The following is a 19,918-nucleotide window of genomic DNA, read 5'->3' as shown; positions in this document are numbered from 1 at the left end:
TTGGTAAACTATTATGATGGAGTGCTACATGATGCAGCACTCCATCTAGTCGACAACCACGGTGCAGAAGAAGTTCCATCATTAGAAATTAAAGAATATGAACGTTCTTTTAGGATACGTCGGGATGGTCAAGCAATCACGTTGTCTCTGCCATATCATTTCCCCGATGAGTTCCCGACTGTACATGTTCCAGAACCATATTTCTCGAGACTTTATCCAATTCCTCATTTGGGTATTAATCATGTGCTGTGTACGTTCGATTCGGTTGAGGCGCATCCAAATCCAGAAATTCCGCTTGATGTAATTGATGCCGTTATTGAACGCGCTTTTGAATTAATTAAAGCAGGAAAGAGCAGAGCTAACGAGACTGATTACTTCGATGAGTTTGCTTCGTATTGGCAGCAACACGCAAGTAGTAAAATTTTGTCGCTTATCGAGCTTACTGATACAGTAAAGGAGATCGATCTTATCTCATTTCGCCATCCCCAATGGCGAGAGGAGATGATTGCATGTGATTCAGTAATTGATGGGGTAAAATGGTTGAGTCATACAAATGGCAATGCTCAACAACATCATAGAAAAGCGTTGTACTTGCCTTTAAAAGGGATAGGTATGCCTCCGTTTCCCGGTACTAACGGTGCACTGATGAGACGTCTCCGAGCAGAAAGTCCTGATTCAATAAAGCCGTTAATTGCTTTTTTGGACAAGCAGCCACGACCGACGATGATATTATTTTCGATTGCTACTCCTAACGGTCACATATTAGGAGCATGGGAACATCAAAAACCGCAGCAAATTAAAAGTGCTATCCATCCGAGTAAACGTAAAATTCAAAAAACGATTAATGGCTTTCGTGAAAATAATAAAAATGCCAAAATGGAGCTAAATTATTTTCAACATGTAACCATCAACAAATATGTTATTACGCGAGTAGATAAAGAGCGACTATTACGGCGCGGTGGTGATGGAACAACTGGCTCCGATTTGCGAGTAGGTATGATAGGTTGTGGATCAATTGGAAGTCATATTGCGAGTTCATTAAGCGATGCAGGAGTGCATAAACTGCTTTTGGTCGATAAAGACAAGCTTACATTTGAGAACATCGCTAGGCATGTTTGTGGAGCATCCAATGTCGGTGAGAATAAGGTTGATGCTTTGAATGCTCGGCTCACTTCTCATTTTCCGCACAGCCAGAATACTTTATATAATAGCGATATACTTACGATACTGCGAGATTATGAATCAATACTAAATGGCTGTGCTTTTACTGTGGTTGCCATTGGTAACTTGACTACTGAATTACGTCTAAATAATCTGCAACGTAAGGGAATCATCGACAAACCAATATTATACGTATGGGCGGAGCCGTATCTAGCAGGTGCACATGCTGTATTTGTGGATTCAGCTTATGCCGGATGCCTACAATGCCTCTTTAACGAAGATCATATGTTCATACAGAGTGTAGTTGATAATCCAGGTCAATATGCGATTCGTGAAGCGGGATGCCAAAGTGCATATTTTCCATATGGCATTCTGGAGGTTAAACGGTTTATAAATGATCTTATGTTTTTCATTCAAGAAATTCTTACTGGGAGTATTACGGGAAACGTCTTGTTCACCTGGTTGGGTAACTTGACAATACAGCGGGCAAGTGGGCGAAAGATCGTCTCCCAGTGGGATAATGCTGATGATTATAGTGTGCGAAAAGTTCCTATTACCGATTTCACGGGACGCGAGGTCTGTCTACATCAATGAAATATACTTTAGATCTTAGAGAGCTGATCTTTGTGCATGAGGTTATCGACACATTTGATTTTTACCGGCAGCGGTTGGTTCATCAGAATGAGTCGGGCGGCATACTTTTCGGTAGAATTTTCACTGATAGAGTGGTAATCGAAAGCATTAGTATTCCTAATTGCGAAGATCGGTCTGGTCGCTATTTTTTTCACCGTAACGTAAAAAGGGCACAAAGACTCGTAGACGAGAAGTGGAAGGAATCAGGTGGCGAAGTTGTCTACCTTGGAGAATGGCACACGCATCCAGAGTCGATACCAAAGCCATCTTTAGCAGATCGAAAGTTACTTGCGAATATGATGCGAGATACGAAAATGGACATTGGTTTTTTAGTAATGGTCATTGTCGGAACTGATGAGTTTTATGTTGCCTCTCAGACTCGATATGGTGACTTTAAACCGCTTCTACTCATTCTATAATTATTTTCATGAGTGAATTAAAAGCAGTTAATCGGGGAAGAAAATGGCACTCCCCTGTAACGGGAGAGTGCCATTTACTAATTCTTGAACTCCTGCAGTGAATTTATTGCGTATCTTAAGGCTTTTTCGGCTCAGTGCTCGTTTAAAAGTATTGTAGCCGTACTGTTTGTGTGTCGATTTCAGTAGGCTGATCCAATACCACTTACATGAAGACAAGAAGCTCACATCATCGCCATTATCACATTCAAATAACGGAATGAATTTAAATCTGTCTTCACCAAACTTATCCCATTCTGTTTGCAGGTACACATTTGGATGTGTGCCTGATCGTAACAGGTTCCAATTGTTTACCATTCGGTAGTTCAAATTCCCGGCTCCGACATAAACCTTGTTATTAACAGTATTCAATATCGCAAATACACCGAGTGCTTCAGCTTTTATTGTTCCATTCTTCCCTTTTAGGATTAAGGGGGTTGTTTTTGTGACTATAACGATCACCTCAATATAAGTATATAATCATACACTTATATATATGACGAATTACAGTGGCTTTTTGAAGTTATTTTTAAAATTTTTGGAGACCGTAAAATAATAACTTCATCAATGCAATTGCGGTATCAATCTCTGAAACACTTTGTCAGCTTTGTAGCCTCGTCCGATTGTGTGGTGTTCAAATCTCTTTTTTAATTAATATTAATCTTAAACCTGTTTAACGCCAGTAAGAAAATACACCAAGAACTGACGATACACCTAAGTCGGGAACGCTGCTTAAACCTTTGCCCTTCAGTGTCACTTTGATGCGAAAAATACAAACTCACGGCAATAGAACTAAAAAAAATGAGGCATCCTGTTTGGATGCCTCATTTTTTTACTCATCATTTGCAAACGCTTCAGTTACTTCGATGCGTAAGACAAAATTTGATTGGTTATTTGCATGTCTATTGGTGTTATAGCCATACTGGCTTTGCGTTGCTTTTGTGAGGCTTAGCCAATGAAGCTCGGATTTGTGTAAGAAATTCGCGTCATCGGAATCTTTGCATTCAAAAAGCGATACAAACCTAAAATTGTCTTCACCAAACATATTCCATTCATTCTGGAGCTTTTTATTCGAGTGCTTTCCAGCACGTAGTAGACTCCAATTGGATGCTTTCCGAAAGTATAAGTCTCCTGATCCGATAAACACTTTCTTATTAACCAGATTCAATATCGCAAAAACGCCAAGCTGAGTTGTAGTTCCCTTTGCGACGAAGGGAATAACTTGCGCTGTCTTTATAGCAATCACCTCATTTCTATTATATAAGCGATCGCTTATATTTATGACAACAGGAAGCGAGGATTACTTGGGGAATGTAAAATAATTCTGGTTTGTAAATCGTTGTTCTGATTAAATCTAATATCTTTTCTCAATAATGGTGGTAGAGGGGGAGTGAATATGAACAAAAAAAACAGGATGCTTCTACCAGGTGTAGTTGTATCTGACGAGTTCCCGCCGAGACGTGTAAATGTTTATATAGAAATCGATGATCATTTTGACCATGTTTTTAATGCAAATCATGGTGAAGATAATCGCAGAATATTTATTGATATGGATAAGAATTCTATAAATGGAGATCTGATTGAAAATAAATATGATCGAAAATTAACGATCATGGAGATGATTCCAAAAGAGCATAAAGCTCTTAAAAATTTACTGCAGAAAAAAATTGGACAAAATTTATCTGACACAATTGACAGACTAGGTATTACAGATGCAGAGGCTGGAGTTCGATTAGGCTTCAGTAAACAACAAATTTCGAAGATTAAAACCGGAAAAGGATCGATCCCATTAGAATCAATTCCGTATTTAAAGGCAAAACTTAAAGTCAACGCCCAAGACTTATTAAAAGGTACCGATAAAATTGCCGACGTGTACTTTAATGAATTAACAAGCAGTGAAGTTGAAGATATGGAACAGACGTTTGACGAGATACGACATGCTAAGAATAGACTTGATTCATCAATACGTCGCATAATAAAAAATCACGACATTAAAGCAACGGCAGATATGGTTGGTAATCTGGATGCTCTAAGTAAAAAATTCGACCCCTTGGATGTTAAGTCACTACTTGCAAAGCTACATAGTCATATAAAAGACGAAAACGAACTGGAAGATCTAATTTTTAATCTCCCGGCTATTTTAAAGGCGCAAAGACAGAGCAAAGCAACCTCCAGGAGTGACAAACAAAATTCTTAACTTGCATGATGTCCACGATTAGTGGATTTTCCAAGAAAAGAAGTGCCAATGGGGCACTTCTTTTCTTTTATTTTTCAAAAATATGTTAATTTACGAATAACGAAAAACAATTGATATTTATGGCATGATAGGCGACATAAGGTTTATATCAACTTTGTGCGAAATTTATTATTCCAACTTCGCCTGTTGAAATGATCTATTCTTGGGAATTATCAATTGTGAGCCATGAAAATGGACGCAATGAGTAAGCTCAACATAAGGACGATTTGGAGGGTGAATACGTGTCTCGATCTACCTACCCTACTGCTTCGAAGATTACGAGATTACAAAAACAAGGACGCGGTCAAGGACGGGGTTCAACGTATAAACCGTGGCTTACCGTCCGAGATGTGCCATCAACCGGTTTTAGCCACCGGGTTCTAGGTTGGAAAGCAAATCGCACCCATCATTTGCTTTCCAACTTAGAATTGTCTTTCTTTTATTTGCTTGAGCGATCGCCAGTTGTGGTAGACATACGGGAGAAATATCCGCTTTTGCCCATAACTAAAACGCTAAGCATTGCCAGACAACTGGGGATTTCGCACCGTAAAATAAGTAAAACTCTTGAGCCGATTGTTCTGGTGACAGACTTTTTAGTGGAGGAGCGAAATGGCGTCGACGTTAAATTCGTTGCATATTCTGTCGTACCGACTGAAAAAGCAGGCTCTCGTCAATTTATCGAGAGGTCACTTATCGAGCAATTTTATTGGAGGTCACACGGCATCGACTATGTAATAGTCACGTCAGATCAAATTCCAAGGGCGCTGGTGCGAAACATTGATTGGATCCATTCATGTAGTAATCTCAAATTTTCGCCGGGAATTAACGCTTCACTATTGCGCCGGATGGAACCTGTGCTCTTTGAGACAATCCATTTTAATGCCGTACCGTTAAACCGGGCATGTGAACAAGTTGATAAATTGATAGGCGTGAAGCTCGGCACCAGCATTTGGGCAGTAAAGCATTTGTTCGCAATAAGAGCATGGGTGGTTGACATGTTCGAAGAGATCGATGTGAGAAAGCCGCTAAAAATAACAAGAAGTCGGATTGCACCTCTGGTCCTTGATTATCAAAGCAATTCGCGAAAGGGAAACCTAGCCTTCTGAAGATAAATTCCTTATTGTTGCTGCTCCTTTCAAACGAAGCAGCGTGATTATCGCCAGAGTTCATATTTGATGTAACCTTCCATGCACAGAGAAACGATCAAAGTTTTAGGAATGGAGCGCATATTATGTGCACGTCGGTATCATCCGCGAGGTAGGGTGATTGAAAGGAGTAATCTTCAAATGATTTCAATAAACACAGTCATTCAACGGAATGATGGATCAGAAAATCTGCAGATGGATAGGGTATTGTGGATGGATAAAGAGAGAGATATGGTAGTCCTCTTTCCACTTTCACAAGAAAATGATGACAACTTGATTCCAAAGATAGAATCACTTTCCGAACTTTTGGAAGCTATAGCGGATGATAGAGCGCTTAAAAGAACTTCACATCCTTTCGTTGTTATGGTCGACGAATCGTCACCTAAATATGAGAGAGAAGTTCGTCAAAGGGATGAGATATTTGAGAGCATTAAGGCAATCGTTACAGATGAGCCGGATTGCTATTTCTCAAAAGAGCGAGGAATTCTAATCGCTGACGCCGTTAAGAAATTTGGTGTATCGAAAGTAACAATTTACGAACGATTACGCAAATACTGGCGATGGGGCAAAACGGCAAAAGCGCTTCACCCGAGGTATTACCTTAGAGGTGGTCGAGGGATCGAACGCGAGATAGTCGATAACGACGAAATTGAGCCGAGAAAAAAGCGCGGAAGACAAAGAGAGGCTGCTAAGAAGGATCCTTCCATGGAAGGTATCAATATCGATAAAACGGCAAAAAAAAACATCCTGCGAGTTGTAAAAAATCATTATCTGAAAATGAAGCCAAAACCTACATTTTCTGATTCTCATCAATTTTTGCTTACGGAATACTATAACGTTGGTCATACGATCACTGAAAACGGAAATAAGGTAGCAATTATTGATCCTTCAGGGCGGTATCCAACGTTAGAGCAGTTTAAATATTGGTATTACAAAACCCGTAACTTAGAAGTGGCGGTCAAAAAGCGTGTTGGAGAGCGCAACTTCAACCTAAAACACCGACCTGTAATTAATAGCGCATCGCAAGATGAGCTCTTGGGTCCAGGCTCCGTTTATCAGGTAGATGCTACAATACTTGGCATGCATCTTGTGAATGCATATGATCGATCCCAAAAAATCGGGAAAGCGACCATGTACCTGATCAAAGACGTGATGTCACGCAGGATAGTTGGAAGACATCTGGGAAAAGAGGAGGGTTGGGAAGGGTTGAAATTTGCTTTGTATGACGCTTTTTTAACCCACGGCGACAGCGATAAATTGAACATACTTGCTATTGAGAGGTCATGCCTTCTTCCGAAAAAGATCTATTGGGATCGTGGTTCCGAGATGATTGGAAAAAAGTCCGATATGTTGAACGATATGTTAGGCGTTCATCTAGTAAATACAGCGCCTTATCGTGCTGATTTAAAGCCGCATATCGAACAGGGCTTCAATGGATTTCGACAGAGGCTTCTAGATGCCCTCGGATACGTCAAAAAGGGTGTGCCAGAGCGTGGTGAGAAAGATGCTCGAGATGAAGCGTGCTTTACAATTGAAGAGCTTGAAGCAGAGATAGATGAACAGATTAAGTGGCACAATGAACACAATTGCATCAAGTCGTATCCATTGAGTGAGCAAATGCTATTCGACGATGTGGAGGCATACCCAATGGATTTGTGGGATTGGGGCATCGAAAATGCTAAAGCAGAATTTAATGAACTCCCAGCTCGAGAGGTCATGGTTCAACTGTTTTCTCGAGGAAGTGCGACTGTTACACATATGGGCATTAAATTTAAAGGCAAATATTACGAAAGCCAAAGAGCGAATGATGAAGGTTGGTTTGTACGTACCGGCTCACATCATAGGACTCAGGAGTTCCCTGTATTGCATGGTACTTCAATTGCATGTATTTATCTGCTTTTAGATGAAGGCAGGCAAATAGAAGTGTGTACCCTCGTTGAACGAGATAAAAGATTCGGACATCGGCGATGGGAAGAAATGGACGCGATTGCTAAGAAAAGTGCAAGCAAGAGAACGGAACGCGCCGCAGCTGATTATCAAGCCAAGGCGAATCGATATGCAGATAAAGCCGCTCGCAGCATAAAAGCGAAGATGGAGACTACTGCAGCCAATGAGAGCAGTGGTAAGAGCAAAACGGCACAAAAGAGGGACATGACCGAAAATGGAAGGAAAGAGAAACAACGAAGGTCGTCGGAGCAATTAAACAAGCAGCTTGAACAATTTGCGCCGGAATTGGTACAAAAAACGGCTCCGATTTATGGCAATGACGAGGATGATGATGATTTTGAACCGATTGTTTCACTAAGGGATGCACTCGCCCAAGGTTTGAAACATGTAAGAGGAGGATGAGATTGTGGCTGGACAAATTTTACGCGGTGAAATAATCGAAGCTTCTTATAAAAGCGATAGATTGATTTCAGCTTATCGTAACAATCCGCTTATCGAGGCATTACCGGCTATCAACACGATGAGTGATGTTTATAAACAAATGCAATATCACCCATCGCACAGCGATGAGGATCGCCAGATGCCAACGGAGATGCGCCTTCATGCGGTGCAAACATTATCAGATTTTATAGAACCGACGATAAATCAGCTTGATATGGAAATGCGGTTCTCTCGCATGATCCGTCATGGGTATGTCGCTCGTAACCCTACTGAAGCTGCATGGAAACGACAGATGCGAATGGGCTTTACGCAATTGGATGGAAAAGCTCCTGATCCAAGTTACAAACCTGTGCTTCGTTCGACTGCATCAGGATTTTCAATGATTGGTGTTAGTGGTTTGGGTAAATCGACGGCGCTAGAAACAACACTTCTTTTATATCCGCAGATCATCGTTCATGCACACTATGCAGGAGCACCATTCCCATTTTCGCAAGTAGTATGGATTAAACTCGATTGCCCGAGTGATGGATCGTTAAAAGGCATGTGTCTCATTTTTTTTCAAGTAATTGATTCACTCCTTGGCACAGTTTACCTTCGGCAGTTTAAGAGTTATACAGTAGATCAATTGATCCCGGAGATGGGGATGATAGCATTTAATCACGGGTTAGGCGTGCTCGTCATCGATGAAATACAGTGGCTTAACGCTGCTAAGAGTGGTGGAGCCGAGCGGATGCTTAATTTTTTTGTTCAATTGATCAATACAGTTGGCGTTCCAGTTGTATTATGCGGAACATTTAGTGCGATGAAACTGTTATCGGCTGACTTTGCATCCACTCGCCGTGCGGCAGGGCAAGGCGATATGTTGTGGTGGAACTACGCAAAAGACCAAGAGTGGGATGATTTTATTTCGAAGCTTTGGAAACATCAGTGGACAAGCACGGAGACGCCACTTTCGGAAAAGTTGAGCCAAGTAATGTATGATGAATCGCAAGGCATTCCGGATATAGCTGTAAAGCTTTATATGTTTGCACAGTGGCGCGCCATGATTACTCCAGAGCTGGGCGATCGAAGAAAGGAAAAAATTACAGTTGGTTTAATTCGAGGAGTGGCAAAAGAGAATTTACAGTTGTCTCGAAAGTTCTTAGATGCGCTCAAAAGCAGAGATCCGGGGGTGCTCTCACGATATACAGATCTCTCCCCTCCAATGGAGGAGGTAGAAAAGTATTTCGAGAAGGCAATGGAAGCGGTTCGAATTAGCGGTCGGCAAAACACGCTACAAACGCAACAAGCCGCTTCAAAAACAAGATTCGATGAGCCATCGCCGTATGTTCGCATTGCCCAATGGCTTGTCGATGCGGGGATTGATCCGATAATTGCCAAAGAGGTCTCGAATAAGACGATCGCTGTATTTGGTGACGAGCTTGATATGCGGAAGGCAATGCATTACGCTTATTCGCTTGCAGCTTATGAAATAGAGGATTCTGGAAACGAAGGAAAAGCCGAAGAAAAAAAGGCGCTTGATTACGATATCGGCGGTGCCCTTTCGCTTGGCGAAGAAGCGGTGAAAAGTCTTATCAATTTGTAAATCCGATCTATTAATTAAAAAAGGAATACGACAGCGATGCCGTGTTCCTTTTTAATTTCCATGAAAAGGAGAGAAATATATGCATTACCATATTCCTGAAAGAATTCATAATTTCCCGACTCCTTACCCGAATGAGCTCTTGTATTCGGTTTTCGCAAGGTATCATATTCGTAGTCGTTCTAGCTCGATGCAGACACAATACAATTTATTTAGCCGTAGCGTTTCTGTATCCTATGACTTACCCTGTATGATAGATACGGTCGTAGGAAAGCTAATGACTCAAACGGAAATCACTGCGGATGTGTTGATCCAGCACCATACGCTTCTCCCATTATACAGACCCTATTTGCCAAGAGAACGCTATGACCGAGCAATCGAGGGCATGAGAGGGTCAGTAAAATTTGCAAGTTCGCAGATAAGAGGAACTCTTAGCGTACTGCCCAGGTTCTTCCGATATTGCCTTAAATGTGTCAAAGAAGATGAAGATAAATTTGGAGAGGCTTACTGGCATCGTGAACATCAAGTGTTTGGGGTAGAAGTATGTGCAACTCATGAATGCTGGTTGATAGAGAGTGATATATGGGTTTTAAATAATATTAATCGCTTCAAATTTGTCGATATTAGTACCGGACTTGCTTCAGGAAAAATAATGTCGCAAGGTAAGGAGCCGTTTTTTAAACAGTATTTGCAGGTGGCAGTAGCAGTACGATGGCTTTTGGAGTCCAAGGTGCAAGACTTGGACTTAACTGAGATAAAACGTCGTTATAAATTGATTCTCGAGCAAAATGATTACTTTTCGGACAAGCAAATAAAGTTTGCACGTTTCGAAGCAGCCTTCATCGAATTTCATGGTATTGAATGGCTGCGACAAATAGGCTGCGACTTTGTTCCGGGGACTGTACACTGGCTTAGAAAAGTAATCCATCAAAAAAATCGAGTCCATCAACCGCTGTACCATATCTTGTTGACAATTTTTATGAATGTTCGGATGGAAGAACTATTCGGTGATGAACATATAAAACAACCACCATTTGGTCAGGGTCCGTGGCTCTGCTTAAATCGAGCAGCCGAGCATTACTTACAGCCGGTGATTGATTCCATCATTTATCCATCAAAGGTAAGAAGGAGAATTGTAGGAGAGTTTCATTGTTCTTGCGGTTTTGTTTATCGAAGATTTGGTCCTGATAAATCGATCGACGATAAACTTAGGTACAACAGTATTATAGAATTTGGTCATGTATATGAGCGAGAGGTTGTACGATTGACTGATGATAAGGTTTCGAGGCGTGAAGTCGCCAGAAAACTAGGTGTCCACCATACGACAATTTGTGCGCAAATAAGAAAAATAAGAGAGGACGGTCAATTAGGTGCGCTTCAACGGAGCAGGAGAGAGTACGAAAAAAAGCTCGAAATCCATCGATCACGATGGCTAGCGTTACGTAAAGCCCAACCCGAATGGTCAAGGTCGCAATATATAAAAGCGATCTCAGGTACGTATAAATGGTTGCTTAAACACGATAAGGAGTGGTTAATGGGAAATAGTGCAACTGAGATGGCAAGAAGGAATAGTGGCAAATCGTCTTTAAATTACTGGTTAAAGCTAGATACAGAGCTCAGTAAGAAGATTATTGATTTGGCTGATATAAATAAAAATGAGAGCGGCAAACCTATTAGAATTACAAAGGGATGGCTGAGCTCTAGGCTAGGTAGTAATGCAATTGGACGAAATATTCATAAAATGCCATATTCGAAAGCTGTTTTAGAGATGGTTTGTGAATCTATTGAGCAAATTCAGATTCGTCGTGTCAAATGGGTAGCCGCTGAGTTATTTGCAAAAGGCTTAACTGTAACGAAAAATGCAGTTAGGAGACAAGTTTCATCGAATAAACTTTCAGACGATACCATAACCGCAATAATTGAAGATTTTACACGAAGTCAATCGCAATTATATCAATAATGAAAAATCCCCGATTTCGGGGTTTTTTTTATATAAAAACTTTTATATGGACATAATAGAAATGAGGTGAAATATCAATTTTACACAATTTTATTCCATACCAAGATGAACTACTTTACAGCACATGCGCGCGTTTTCATTTGGGGAGACGCAATATTTCACAAAAGGAAACGCTTTTGGAGCTCTTTGGTAGTAAAAACGCCAACGCGATCATTGCGCTTCCAAATCGGCTAGACTTTTTATGTAGTAAACTTCCAAAGGGATCGTGCTATTCTTCCGAAAAAATAATAGCAGAACATTCTCTTCTGCCGTTTTACAGTCCATTTCTCCCGAAGGCTCGTGTTGAAAGGATTGTAGAGGGTATGAAAGGAACAAAAGGCTGGGTTACACATACCGTTTCCGGTATATCACAGAGTGTTATTCGACAACCCCAATTCTTACGCTTTTGTCCCGACTGTTTAAGTGCTGACGTCGAAAGAGTTGGTGAAGTCTACTGGCATCGCTCTCATCAGATGAGTGGTGTGGGGATATGTCATATCCACGATAGTGTTTTAATTGACAGTGAAGTTGGCAGTTCTGCCGCTTTAAACACTCACAACTACCACTACTTTAAAGATCTAGGCGAAGAAATCGCAAGGCGCAGTTTGGTTAAGAACATATTTTCTATCCAGGGTTCTTGTTATAACCATTATAAGGCGGTAGCCACTGCCGCAAGCTGGTTATTAAATAACAAGGTGCCAATTTTGGGACCCGAGATGTTATATAAAAGGTACCTTTTTTACCTAGAGAAAAATAACCTAACTACCTTTAACGGTTCTGTGAAGGTAAAAGAATTAATCGGACAATTCAGGAATTTCTATTCGGATTTATTCCTTTCAGAACTGAACTGTCGGGTAGATGAGGTACAAACTGAATGGCTCTCATCTTTGTACCGGAATACTACGTCCTTAGCACATCCTTTAAGACACATTCTATTTATGAATTTTCTGGGAGTAACTCCAGAATCATTTTTTTTGGATGAACTTCAAGACAAGCCCCCCTTCGGAACGGGTCCTTGGATTTGTCATAACCCAGCGGCACTGCATTATAATGAGCCTGTCATTTCTGAAGTTCGAATAAGTCGTGATTGCCATCTAGGTGTTCCTGTTGGCACATTTGTTTGCAAGTGCGGCTTTATATACTCAAGAAGAGGACCCGATCAAAACGATGAAGATCGTTGTCGAATAGGGCTTGTAAAGGAGTATGGATCCGTTTGGGAGAAGGAATTAATGCGGTTAAAAGAAGAACGAAAGACGTTCATCCAAATTGGCGAAATATTAAATGCTGACCCTAAGACCATAAGTCGGCATTATAAGAAGATTCGATCCCACAAGGTGAATGACAAGCCCATGCAACAAGTCTCCCTTCAAAAGCGAGAATCTTACCGAAAGCGCTGGACAACAATTATGAATAAACACCAAGGGAAGTCAATTTCGGAATTAAGGAAGATAGCAAATGCTGAAATTCTGTGGCTTAGTCGCAATGATAAAAATTGGTTTCGCTCTCATAAACCAGAAGTTGTAAGGCACAAGCAGAAAAAAAACGGACGCGCTATTAATTGGATGCTACGAGATGAAATGCTTGCAAATGCGGTAATTGACGGGGCTAGCAGACTACTGTCGCAGGAGGGCAAACCTGTACGAATTACTACCAGTTCGATTTGCAAACGCTCAGGTGTATATACTACGATACTCTTTCATTTAGGAAGGTTGCCAAAGACACAGTCAGCTTTGGAAGCCTTAGTTGAAACAACCGAGGATTTTCAAATTAGACGTGTCCAATGGGCTGCGCAAGACTTGTTAAGTCAACAGTTAAGAGTGGAGAGCTATCCAATCATTCGAATGGCTTGTTTAGTACGATCAAAAATAAGTGAACGTGTGAAAGCAGCGATTGATCACGAAGTGGGAAAAGTAGCTTCGTAGCTGGTTTGTATAATCATAGATAACGCTAGACCGGACTAAATGACCGGTCTTTTTACTTTGCAATCAGACTAACTCAATTTGAAGTTATAACAAGTAAAGATAATTATTAATTTGTCATTTTATGGTGTGAAAATGTCAGTAAAGTTAAATAATTAACTCCTTGAAAGTTAGGCGACAACAAAGCCTTGATGTTACTGAGACAGCAGTAAAGTTAAAAATTAAACTCATACATGAAATTTCCGAGGTAGTCGGTGTTCGTGAAGGAGAGGTAGTGCTGCAATCCCTTTACCGGTTTCAAGAAGAAGGCGAGCAAGAAGGTCGGGTTCTCGGTGCATTGCGACGCTGCGAGAACAGCAGATTGGAACGGACATGGAAGCTGCGGATGGCGGGAATGGCTGATGTTGAAGCTGAAATTTCGGAAGGTGAAGGGCCTTGAAGGGTACGCGTGCTGACTGGAAGCTTTGGCTGGGATGGGCTAGTCCAGCTCAAGTAGGAGGTACAAGTGCAAGAGCAGGTGTAGGAGCAATTGCAGGTGAAAGCACAAGCGCAGCCGCAAGCACATCCGGATGCACAACCGTAACCGCAACCGCTGAGGTGTTGCCTTGTTACTGGGAGTACCAATTGTCCAGACGGCAATTCGGGACAGCAACGGTTGTTGGAGGTTTTCTGGTTTTTGTTGCCGCGTTCTTGTTTTATCGTTCTGTTATTGCTGCATTAGTGCTGTCGTTAGCAGGAATCATGGCTCCTCGTATCCACAGGCGCTCCTTGCTGGAGCAGCGTAGAGTTCGGTTGGCTATTCAATTTAAAGAAGCACTCTATTCAATTGCATCTTCACTTGCCGCAGGGCGTTCTGTCGAGAATGCTTTCGTCACCGCACTCGAGGATCTAAGACTGCTCTACCCGAATCCGAAGACGGAGATATTAGTCGAATTTGAAATTCTTTCGGCGAGAATGGGCTATGGGGAATCGCTTGAGCACGGGTTGATCGATTTTAGCCAGCGTGCACAACTGGATGATATTTCACAGTTCACCGATGTCTTTACAACCTGTAAACGATCCGGCGGTGATTTGGTTGAAGTGATCAGGCGTACATCCCAGATGATCGGTGAGAAGCTGGATGTGCAGCAGGAAATCGCCGTCATGGTAGCGCAGAAGCGGCTGGAATCTCGCATCATGATGGTTATACCGTTTGTTTTCCTAGCCTTCCTTAGCCTAACAGCGCCAGACTATATGGCACCTTTGTACAGTGGTATCGGTTACGTCATATTGACAGCAGCGCTCATTCTTCTCGGACTTTGCTTCATGCTGATGACGAGAATCATGAACATTCGCATGTAATTGTTGGAAGGAGTTGGCGGCTTGCTGCTGTCCATTACTATTGGGTCATCACTTACGGCTTTATGGAGCTGGGCTCTGCTGCGATGCAAGAGACATGACAAGGGAAGCCGGTTAAACGTAACAGAACGGTTATTAATGCTCCCCTTTCGCTTCTTGCTGGATCAGAGCGGATTGCTAAACCGAATGCAGCCATTTCTCGCGAGCTTACACGGCAGACTGTTCATTCTTAACGGACGGAACTGGACGGTCGATGCCACAAATGGTTTCGTCGCTCTGTCCATCGGGACAGGTTATACGGCAGCATGTGCCGGAGCATGGCTTAGCGTTCTCAGCAAGGAGCAGACGATGCTGTATATCGGCATGCTGCTTGGCGTTCTTCTGCCTGCGGCAAAATGGCGGGATACCGCCGCGAAAGTGGAGCGCCGCAAGCAGGACATTTTACTGCTGCTGCCGGAGGTCATCAGTAAGCTGATGCTGCTTCTCGGAGCGGGAGAGACACTGCAGCGGGCATTAGTGCGAGCAAGTGAACGGAAGGATGAGAAAAGCGGAAATCCGCTGTTCATTGAGCTTCGTAAAGTGAACGAAGCCGTGCGTAATGGCGAGTCCTTTGCGGCGGCAATGGAGACGTTGAGCAGGCGCTGCGGCGTGCAGGAGGTATCGCTTTTTACGACCACGCTGCTGCTCAATTATCGCCGGGGAGGCGATCAGCTTGTCCTTTCTTTGAAGGAGCTCTCTTATTCCTTATGGGAGAAGCGTAAATCTGTTGCTCGTGCGAGAGGCGAAGAGGCTTCCTCGAAGCTTGTGTTTCCGCTTGTCGGTATCTTTATGGTGCTCATGGTGCTTGTCGCCTCACCCGCGATCTTAATGATGCGCGGATAACTATTACTACTAGAGGAGCGGTCGAATATGGAGAACAGGAAGAACGCACTGCGTACATTTTGGAATGACGAGGAGGGCCTTGGTACGCTTGAGATCGTGCTCATCATTGCGGTAGTCATTATATTGGCGCTGCTTTTCAAGGATTGGATTATCGCGTTGATGGAGAAATTGATGGGCGATGCGGATGATAAAGCGAACGAAATTTTCAACTAGTCTTGCAAGGTGGCGCGTACTGGCAGCGCAGGAGGAAGGAAGCTTTACGCTTGAAGCAAGTATGGTGTTTCCCATGATTTTCGTTGCATTAATCACACTACTCATGCTTGGTATATATACCTACCAGAAGGTTGTCCTTTATACAATTGCCTCACAAACGGCTGAGAGAACCGCGTTCCGCTGGGATAACAGTGCTAGAGAAACTGTCAGTGGCATAGGCGTGACCGGGAAATATGACGGCTTATATTGGCGACTGTCTGATAATGGTGCACTACAGACGTTGTTCGGATTGGAAAGTCCCAATCCGAGCAGCTTGAGTATCCCCATTGGGGACGCCTCTGACAGAGCTTCTGGTGTAGATGCCAGCGCAACAACTAATGTTGCGCTTCCCCTCAAGAAGATGGAATTAGGAGCAGTCAAAGTTCGGGAGCCGCTCGAAGGGGTCATGATGTATGGCGGTGTTTGGGTGAAACGAATTGAAGTGCATCTTCGTCAGCCATTATCGATCCCTCCTCTGGAAGCTGTTCTTGGTCATTCGGAGCCGAGGGCTGTAACGGATGCTGTCATAGTCGACCCCGTTGAGCTCATACGAAATGTGGACCTCGTCCGGTATTACGCAGGAAGATTTGCCGGTCAGTCGGAGCAAGGCAAGGAACAAGCCCGTGAGGTGCTGCATAATCGGCAATCCCTTCAGGATCTGGCGCAATAGGAGGCGGATGAAATGCACCGATGGAATGATAGGAGTCGGCATGATGCCCTTAACCCGACATTTTTCTGGAGAAGCAGTGACGGTGCCGTCTCGATTTACTTGATCGTATCGACAGCAGCCATGCTGTTGTTTACGGCGATGCTCATCGATTTTGCGCGAATCGCAGCTTTTGAGAAACAGAGCAGGCTCGCTGCGCAATCCGGTATTCGTTCCGCTTTATCAGCCTATGACGGGGCGTTATACGAGCAATATGGGCTATTCGGTACAGGCGGTTCTGATCGGAGTGAATTGTTCGCGCAAGCAGTGTCACATAACTGGACTTCGGATGAGGGCGACTTTAGGCTTCTTGACGGAAGAACGGAAGCATCGCATGTGGACAGCTATGAGGTATTAGGCAATCAACAGGTGTTTAGCAGGCAGGTGCTGGAGGAAATGAAATACAAAGCGCCGATCGATTTCACATTGGAGGTAGCTTCAAAGTTTGCACCGATGGCTTCGGTAATGAAGGAAGCCTCGTTGTCTGTGGAATTGCTGGAGCGGCTTCGACAGCTTTACGATAAACGGGAGAAGCGACTGCAGGAAGTAATTACGATTCAGAAACAAGCCGCCGCAGGTGTCAAGAAAGCAGTGGGATCACAGATTAGCGGTTCGGCTAGTGAAATTGTGAGCCTATATGGCTCCTACGAGCAGTGGATTAGAGAAGATACGATACGCGCAATGGAGGATTTGCCCCCTCTTCGAGTGGATGCGATTAACTTCTATCGGAGCTATGCGAGTATTGAAGCTAATTCCATTATGGCCGTGCTGGATGATGCGGCAATACTTCAACGTGAATCGGAGCGCAAGGCAGTGATTTTGCTGCAAGAAGCCGAGGGTCTGAACAGGGCTATGGAAGATGCGATTAAGCGGATGAGAGAAGAAGGAACCGGCGATGGATATGACCGGATGAATCAGCGGCAGCTCACTGCTCAGCAATCCGGTTCATTCCAAGACGGTGAGCTGTCGCCTTTTCGAGAGTCACGAGATGCCGCGGAGGGGCTCGTGCTGGAACAAGCCTGGTTTGAAGCTTATCTGGAAGAACTGAATCAGCAAACAGAAGATATTCAGCAGGTAGGTACAATGGGTGCAAATTTCCATCAAGAGGTTCAAGCTGCACTCGGGGGAACTGGCAGGTCCGGATTATTGAGCGAATCCTATCAGAAGCTCGAGAATGCGTATCACAGCTACGAGGATCGCTATCTTCAACCGGGAACCGTCATCCAGCGCAGGCAGACGGAGATGGAAAGTCGGCAGTCCAATGATCAGGAACGAAAAACGAATGAAGCGGCAGCCGAGTCCAAATGGGGGCAAGTGAAGCAGCAGCTGCAATCCATGACATCTTCCCCGAATCAGGAGGACCACCGTGAAGCATTTCGTGAAGTGAAAGAGCGAATGCAAGCGAATTTGAAATTCAATGAAGCGGCAGAGTCGCCGCTTCAAGATCAGGCTGTTGACGTAGATGCAGACGCAGGTGAAAAAGCAAGGCTATCCATGACTTCTATGGGAACGATCTTCACAGGGATGGCAGATGCTCTTGAAGGCATCAGAGATCCGCTCTACGTGAATGAATATATCGTTCATCGATTTCATTCGTTTGATCCTAAGCTGTTCCCCTCTTCGCGAGGAGGGGAGCCAGCGGGTAATGAAGCCTTCTCCTCCGCGGTCGCAATTGAGCACCAAGAGGTTGAATATATTTTGTATGGCTTTCATGAGCCAGCCGCGAATGTGGCTGCCGCATATGGTGAGCTGTTCGCTGCGAGGCTTGCGATTCGAACAATGGAAGGGTTCATTGCATGCAAAGGGCTAGGACATCCATTATTAATTCTGTCCGCCGCGGTGCTGTATGGTTTAGAAAAGTCGCTTGCAGATATGACCACGATTTCGCGTCAGGGGAAAGTGGAACTATCCAAGTATGTTCCTGTGGAATTAAGTTATTTGGATTATTTAAGAGTTTTCCTGATTTTGCATGGCAGCAGCGAAGCCAGGACAGCTCGCGTCATCGCTGTCATCGAGCGTAATTTAGGCGGCGTTTCATTATCGAGCGTTTCTACAGGTTTGACGGGAGAGTTGACCTCTTCCGTGAAGTTATGGTTTTTGCCCGGGCTCATGAAGAGCTTTACTAGCGCAGGAGTTCTGAGCGGAAAGGTGAAGGGCAACCGTTATGAAGCGACGCATACCATTGGCTGGTCGTACGGGTAGACGGTGCGGCGAAACAGGAAGCATCACATTGGAAGCGGCTTTGATACTTCCGATTGTGCTGATGGTCGTTATGTTCTTTATTTGCTTGATTCGGCTTAATACGGTGCAAATGGCGCTTCATAGTACAGTTTCGCAAACGGTAAGACAGGCTGCGGCGAATATCCACCCTGTCGACCTAACTCTGCAGAAGTTGAACGCAGCTGAGGGAGACACACAAGCATCGGGATCGTTAGAAATTTCGGCGAGGAAGCCGCAGCCGCAGGTAGAAGAAGATACAGAATCAGGAGCTGCTATACCGGTATTGGAACAATTACCTGGAGTCGACATTATTGCTGAGAAGCTGGAGGATTGGCTCCCAGCTCCGGCCGGTCTATTGCTCGCTTCAGCAATGCGGGGGGATTGGAAGCCGGTAGTGGATGCAGCAGCTACAGAAGCCGGAAGGGGGATTATCGAACCGCTACTTCGCCAAGAAGCCGATAAGTCTGTTCTCGATCCTCAGGAGTTGCATCTCAGTAAGTTATCGCTTCCAAATTTGAAGAATAAATCAGAGCTTTCCCTACTCATCGAGGCGGAGTATGCGTTTAAGCTTGGATTTCCGTTTACGAAGAAGACGATCGTACTAAGGGAACGTGCTGAGGAACGGGTTTGGGTGCGCGATTCCATTCCAGCGCCGCTTGATCAAGAACAGGATCAATCCGATGAAGCTCCAATCCAAATTATACTTCTTGAACCTTCACCGGTTAATCCCGGACGCAAGGCACGAGTTGTCGTCCAAACCAGTCCAGGCAGAAAGCTGTCCATTCAAGTCATTTACAAGAGCGGGCATAGCGTGGCTAAGCATCTGGGCGATACCTATACAGATAACGAAGGATTAGCGGAATGGACATGGCTAATATCAGGTAACACCACTCCAGGTGTATGGGAGCTTATCGTTACGGCAAGTGAAGGTTCGGCGCGAGCGGCCAGACATTTTGTAGTGGAGAAGAGGAAAGCTTCACAGTAGAGTGGGACGGAGGTTTC

Annotated in this window: 15 protein-coding genes; all 15 read left to right on the top strand. The window is 43.9% G+C overall.

The annotated features are described in order from the left end of the window. Positions 1 to 1,755 carry a ThiF family adenylyltransferase gene (locus tag AC50Y3_RS18380; protein ID WP_494820179.1) on the top strand — a complete coding sequence of 585 codons (1,755 nt, stop codon included), beginning with the start codon at positions 1 to 3 and terminating at the stop codon, positions 1,753 to 1,755. Continuing rightward, positions 1,752 to 2,213, top strand: coding sequence for a Mov34/MPN/PAD-1 family protein (locus AC50Y3_RS18375; RefSeq protein ID WP_494820178.1), 462 nt, complete (start codon positions 1,752 to 1,754; stop codon positions 2,211 to 2,213). Before AC50Y3_RS18380 ends, AC50Y3_RS18375 begins: the two co-directional genes overlap by 4 nt. Positions 2,214 to 3,645: 1,432 nt before the next feature. Next, entirely contained in the window at positions 3,646 to 4,446 is an 801-nt protein-coding gene (locus tag AC50Y3_RS18370; RefSeq protein WP_494820177.1) for a helix-turn-helix domain-containing protein, read from the top strand. A 281-nt stretch (positions 4,447 to 4,727) separates the two neighbouring features. Then, the gene (locus tag AC50Y3_RS18365; protein ID WP_494820176.1) at positions 4,728 to 5,591 is read left to right on the top strand and encodes a TnsA endonuclease C-terminal domain-containing protein; all 864 of its coding nucleotides are present in this window, start codon (positions 4,728 to 4,730) and stop codon (positions 5,589 to 5,591) included. A 180-nt stretch (positions 5,592 to 5,771) separates the two neighbouring features. Then, positions 5,772 to 7,979 carry an integrase catalytic domain-containing protein gene (locus AC50Y3_RS18360; protein ID WP_494820175.1) on the top strand — a complete coding sequence of 736 codons (2,208 nt, stop codon included), beginning with the start codon at positions 5,772 to 5,774 and terminating at the stop codon, positions 7,977 to 7,979. Between the two features lie 4 nt (positions 7,980 to 7,983). Next, positions 7,984 to 9,603, top strand: a complete 1,620-nt coding sequence (locus tag AC50Y3_RS18355) for an ATP-binding protein (protein WP_494820174.1) — start codon at positions 7,984 to 7,986, stop codon at positions 9,601 to 9,603. A gap of 79 nt (positions 9,604 to 9,682) precedes the next feature. Further along, a complete protein-coding gene (locus AC50Y3_RS18350; protein WP_494820173.1) occupies positions 9,683 to 11,560 on the top strand; it encodes a TnsD family Tn7-like transposition protein in 1,878 nt (625 codons plus the stop codon). A gap of 71 nt (positions 11,561 to 11,631) precedes the next feature. Then, entirely contained in the window at positions 11,632 to 13,521 is a 1,890-nt protein-coding gene (locus AC50Y3_RS18345) for a TnsD family transposase (RefSeq protein ID WP_494820376.1), read from the top strand. Between the two features lie 271 nt (positions 13,522 to 13,792). Next, positions 13,793 to 13,957 carry a hypothetical protein gene (locus tag AC50Y3_RS18340; protein ID WP_494820172.1) on the top strand — a complete coding sequence of 55 codons (165 nt, stop codon included), beginning with the start codon at positions 13,793 to 13,795 and terminating at the stop codon, positions 13,955 to 13,957. Then, complete coding sequence (locus AC50Y3_RS18335; RefSeq protein WP_494820171.1) at positions 13,954 to 14,859, top strand: type II secretion system F family protein; 906 nt, start codon at positions 13,954 to 13,956, stop codon at positions 14,857 to 14,859. Before AC50Y3_RS18340 ends, AC50Y3_RS18335 begins: the two co-directional genes overlap by 4 nt. Positions 14,860 to 14,880: 21 nt before the next feature. After that, a complete protein-coding gene (locus AC50Y3_RS18330; RefSeq protein WP_494820170.1) occupies positions 14,881 to 15,738 on the top strand; it encodes a type II secretion system F family protein in 858 nt (285 codons plus the stop codon). Positions 15,739 to 15,765: 27 nt separating this feature from the next. After that, a complete protein-coding gene (locus tag AC50Y3_RS18325) occupies positions 15,766 to 15,951 on the top strand; it encodes a Flp1 family type IVb pilin (protein WP_494820169.1) in 186 nt (61 codons plus the stop codon). After that, the gene (locus AC50Y3_RS18320) at positions 15,917 to 16,660 is read left to right on the top strand and encodes a hypothetical protein (protein WP_494820168.1); all 744 of its coding nucleotides are present in this window, start codon (positions 15,917 to 15,919) and stop codon (positions 16,658 to 16,660) included. Before AC50Y3_RS18325 ends, AC50Y3_RS18320 begins: the two co-directional genes overlap by 35 nt. Before the next feature lie 12 nt (positions 16,661 to 16,672). Then, a complete protein-coding gene (locus tag AC50Y3_RS18315; RefSeq protein ID WP_494820167.1) occupies positions 16,673 to 18,898 on the top strand; it encodes a hypothetical protein in 2,226 nt (741 codons plus the stop codon). Further along, positions 18,861 to 19,901, top strand: coding sequence for a TadE/TadG family type IV pilus assembly protein (locus tag AC50Y3_RS18310; RefSeq protein ID WP_494820166.1), 1,041 nt, complete (start codon positions 18,861 to 18,863; stop codon positions 19,899 to 19,901). Before AC50Y3_RS18315 ends, AC50Y3_RS18310 begins: the two co-directional genes overlap by 38 nt. Positions 19,902 to 19,918: the final 17 nt, after the last annotated feature.

The sequence above is a fragment of the Paenibacillus sp. J22R98 genome (genome assembly GCF_059383835.1).
Note: the sequence above shows the minus strand (reverse complement) of the source record. Positions and strands in the feature narration are given on the sequence as shown.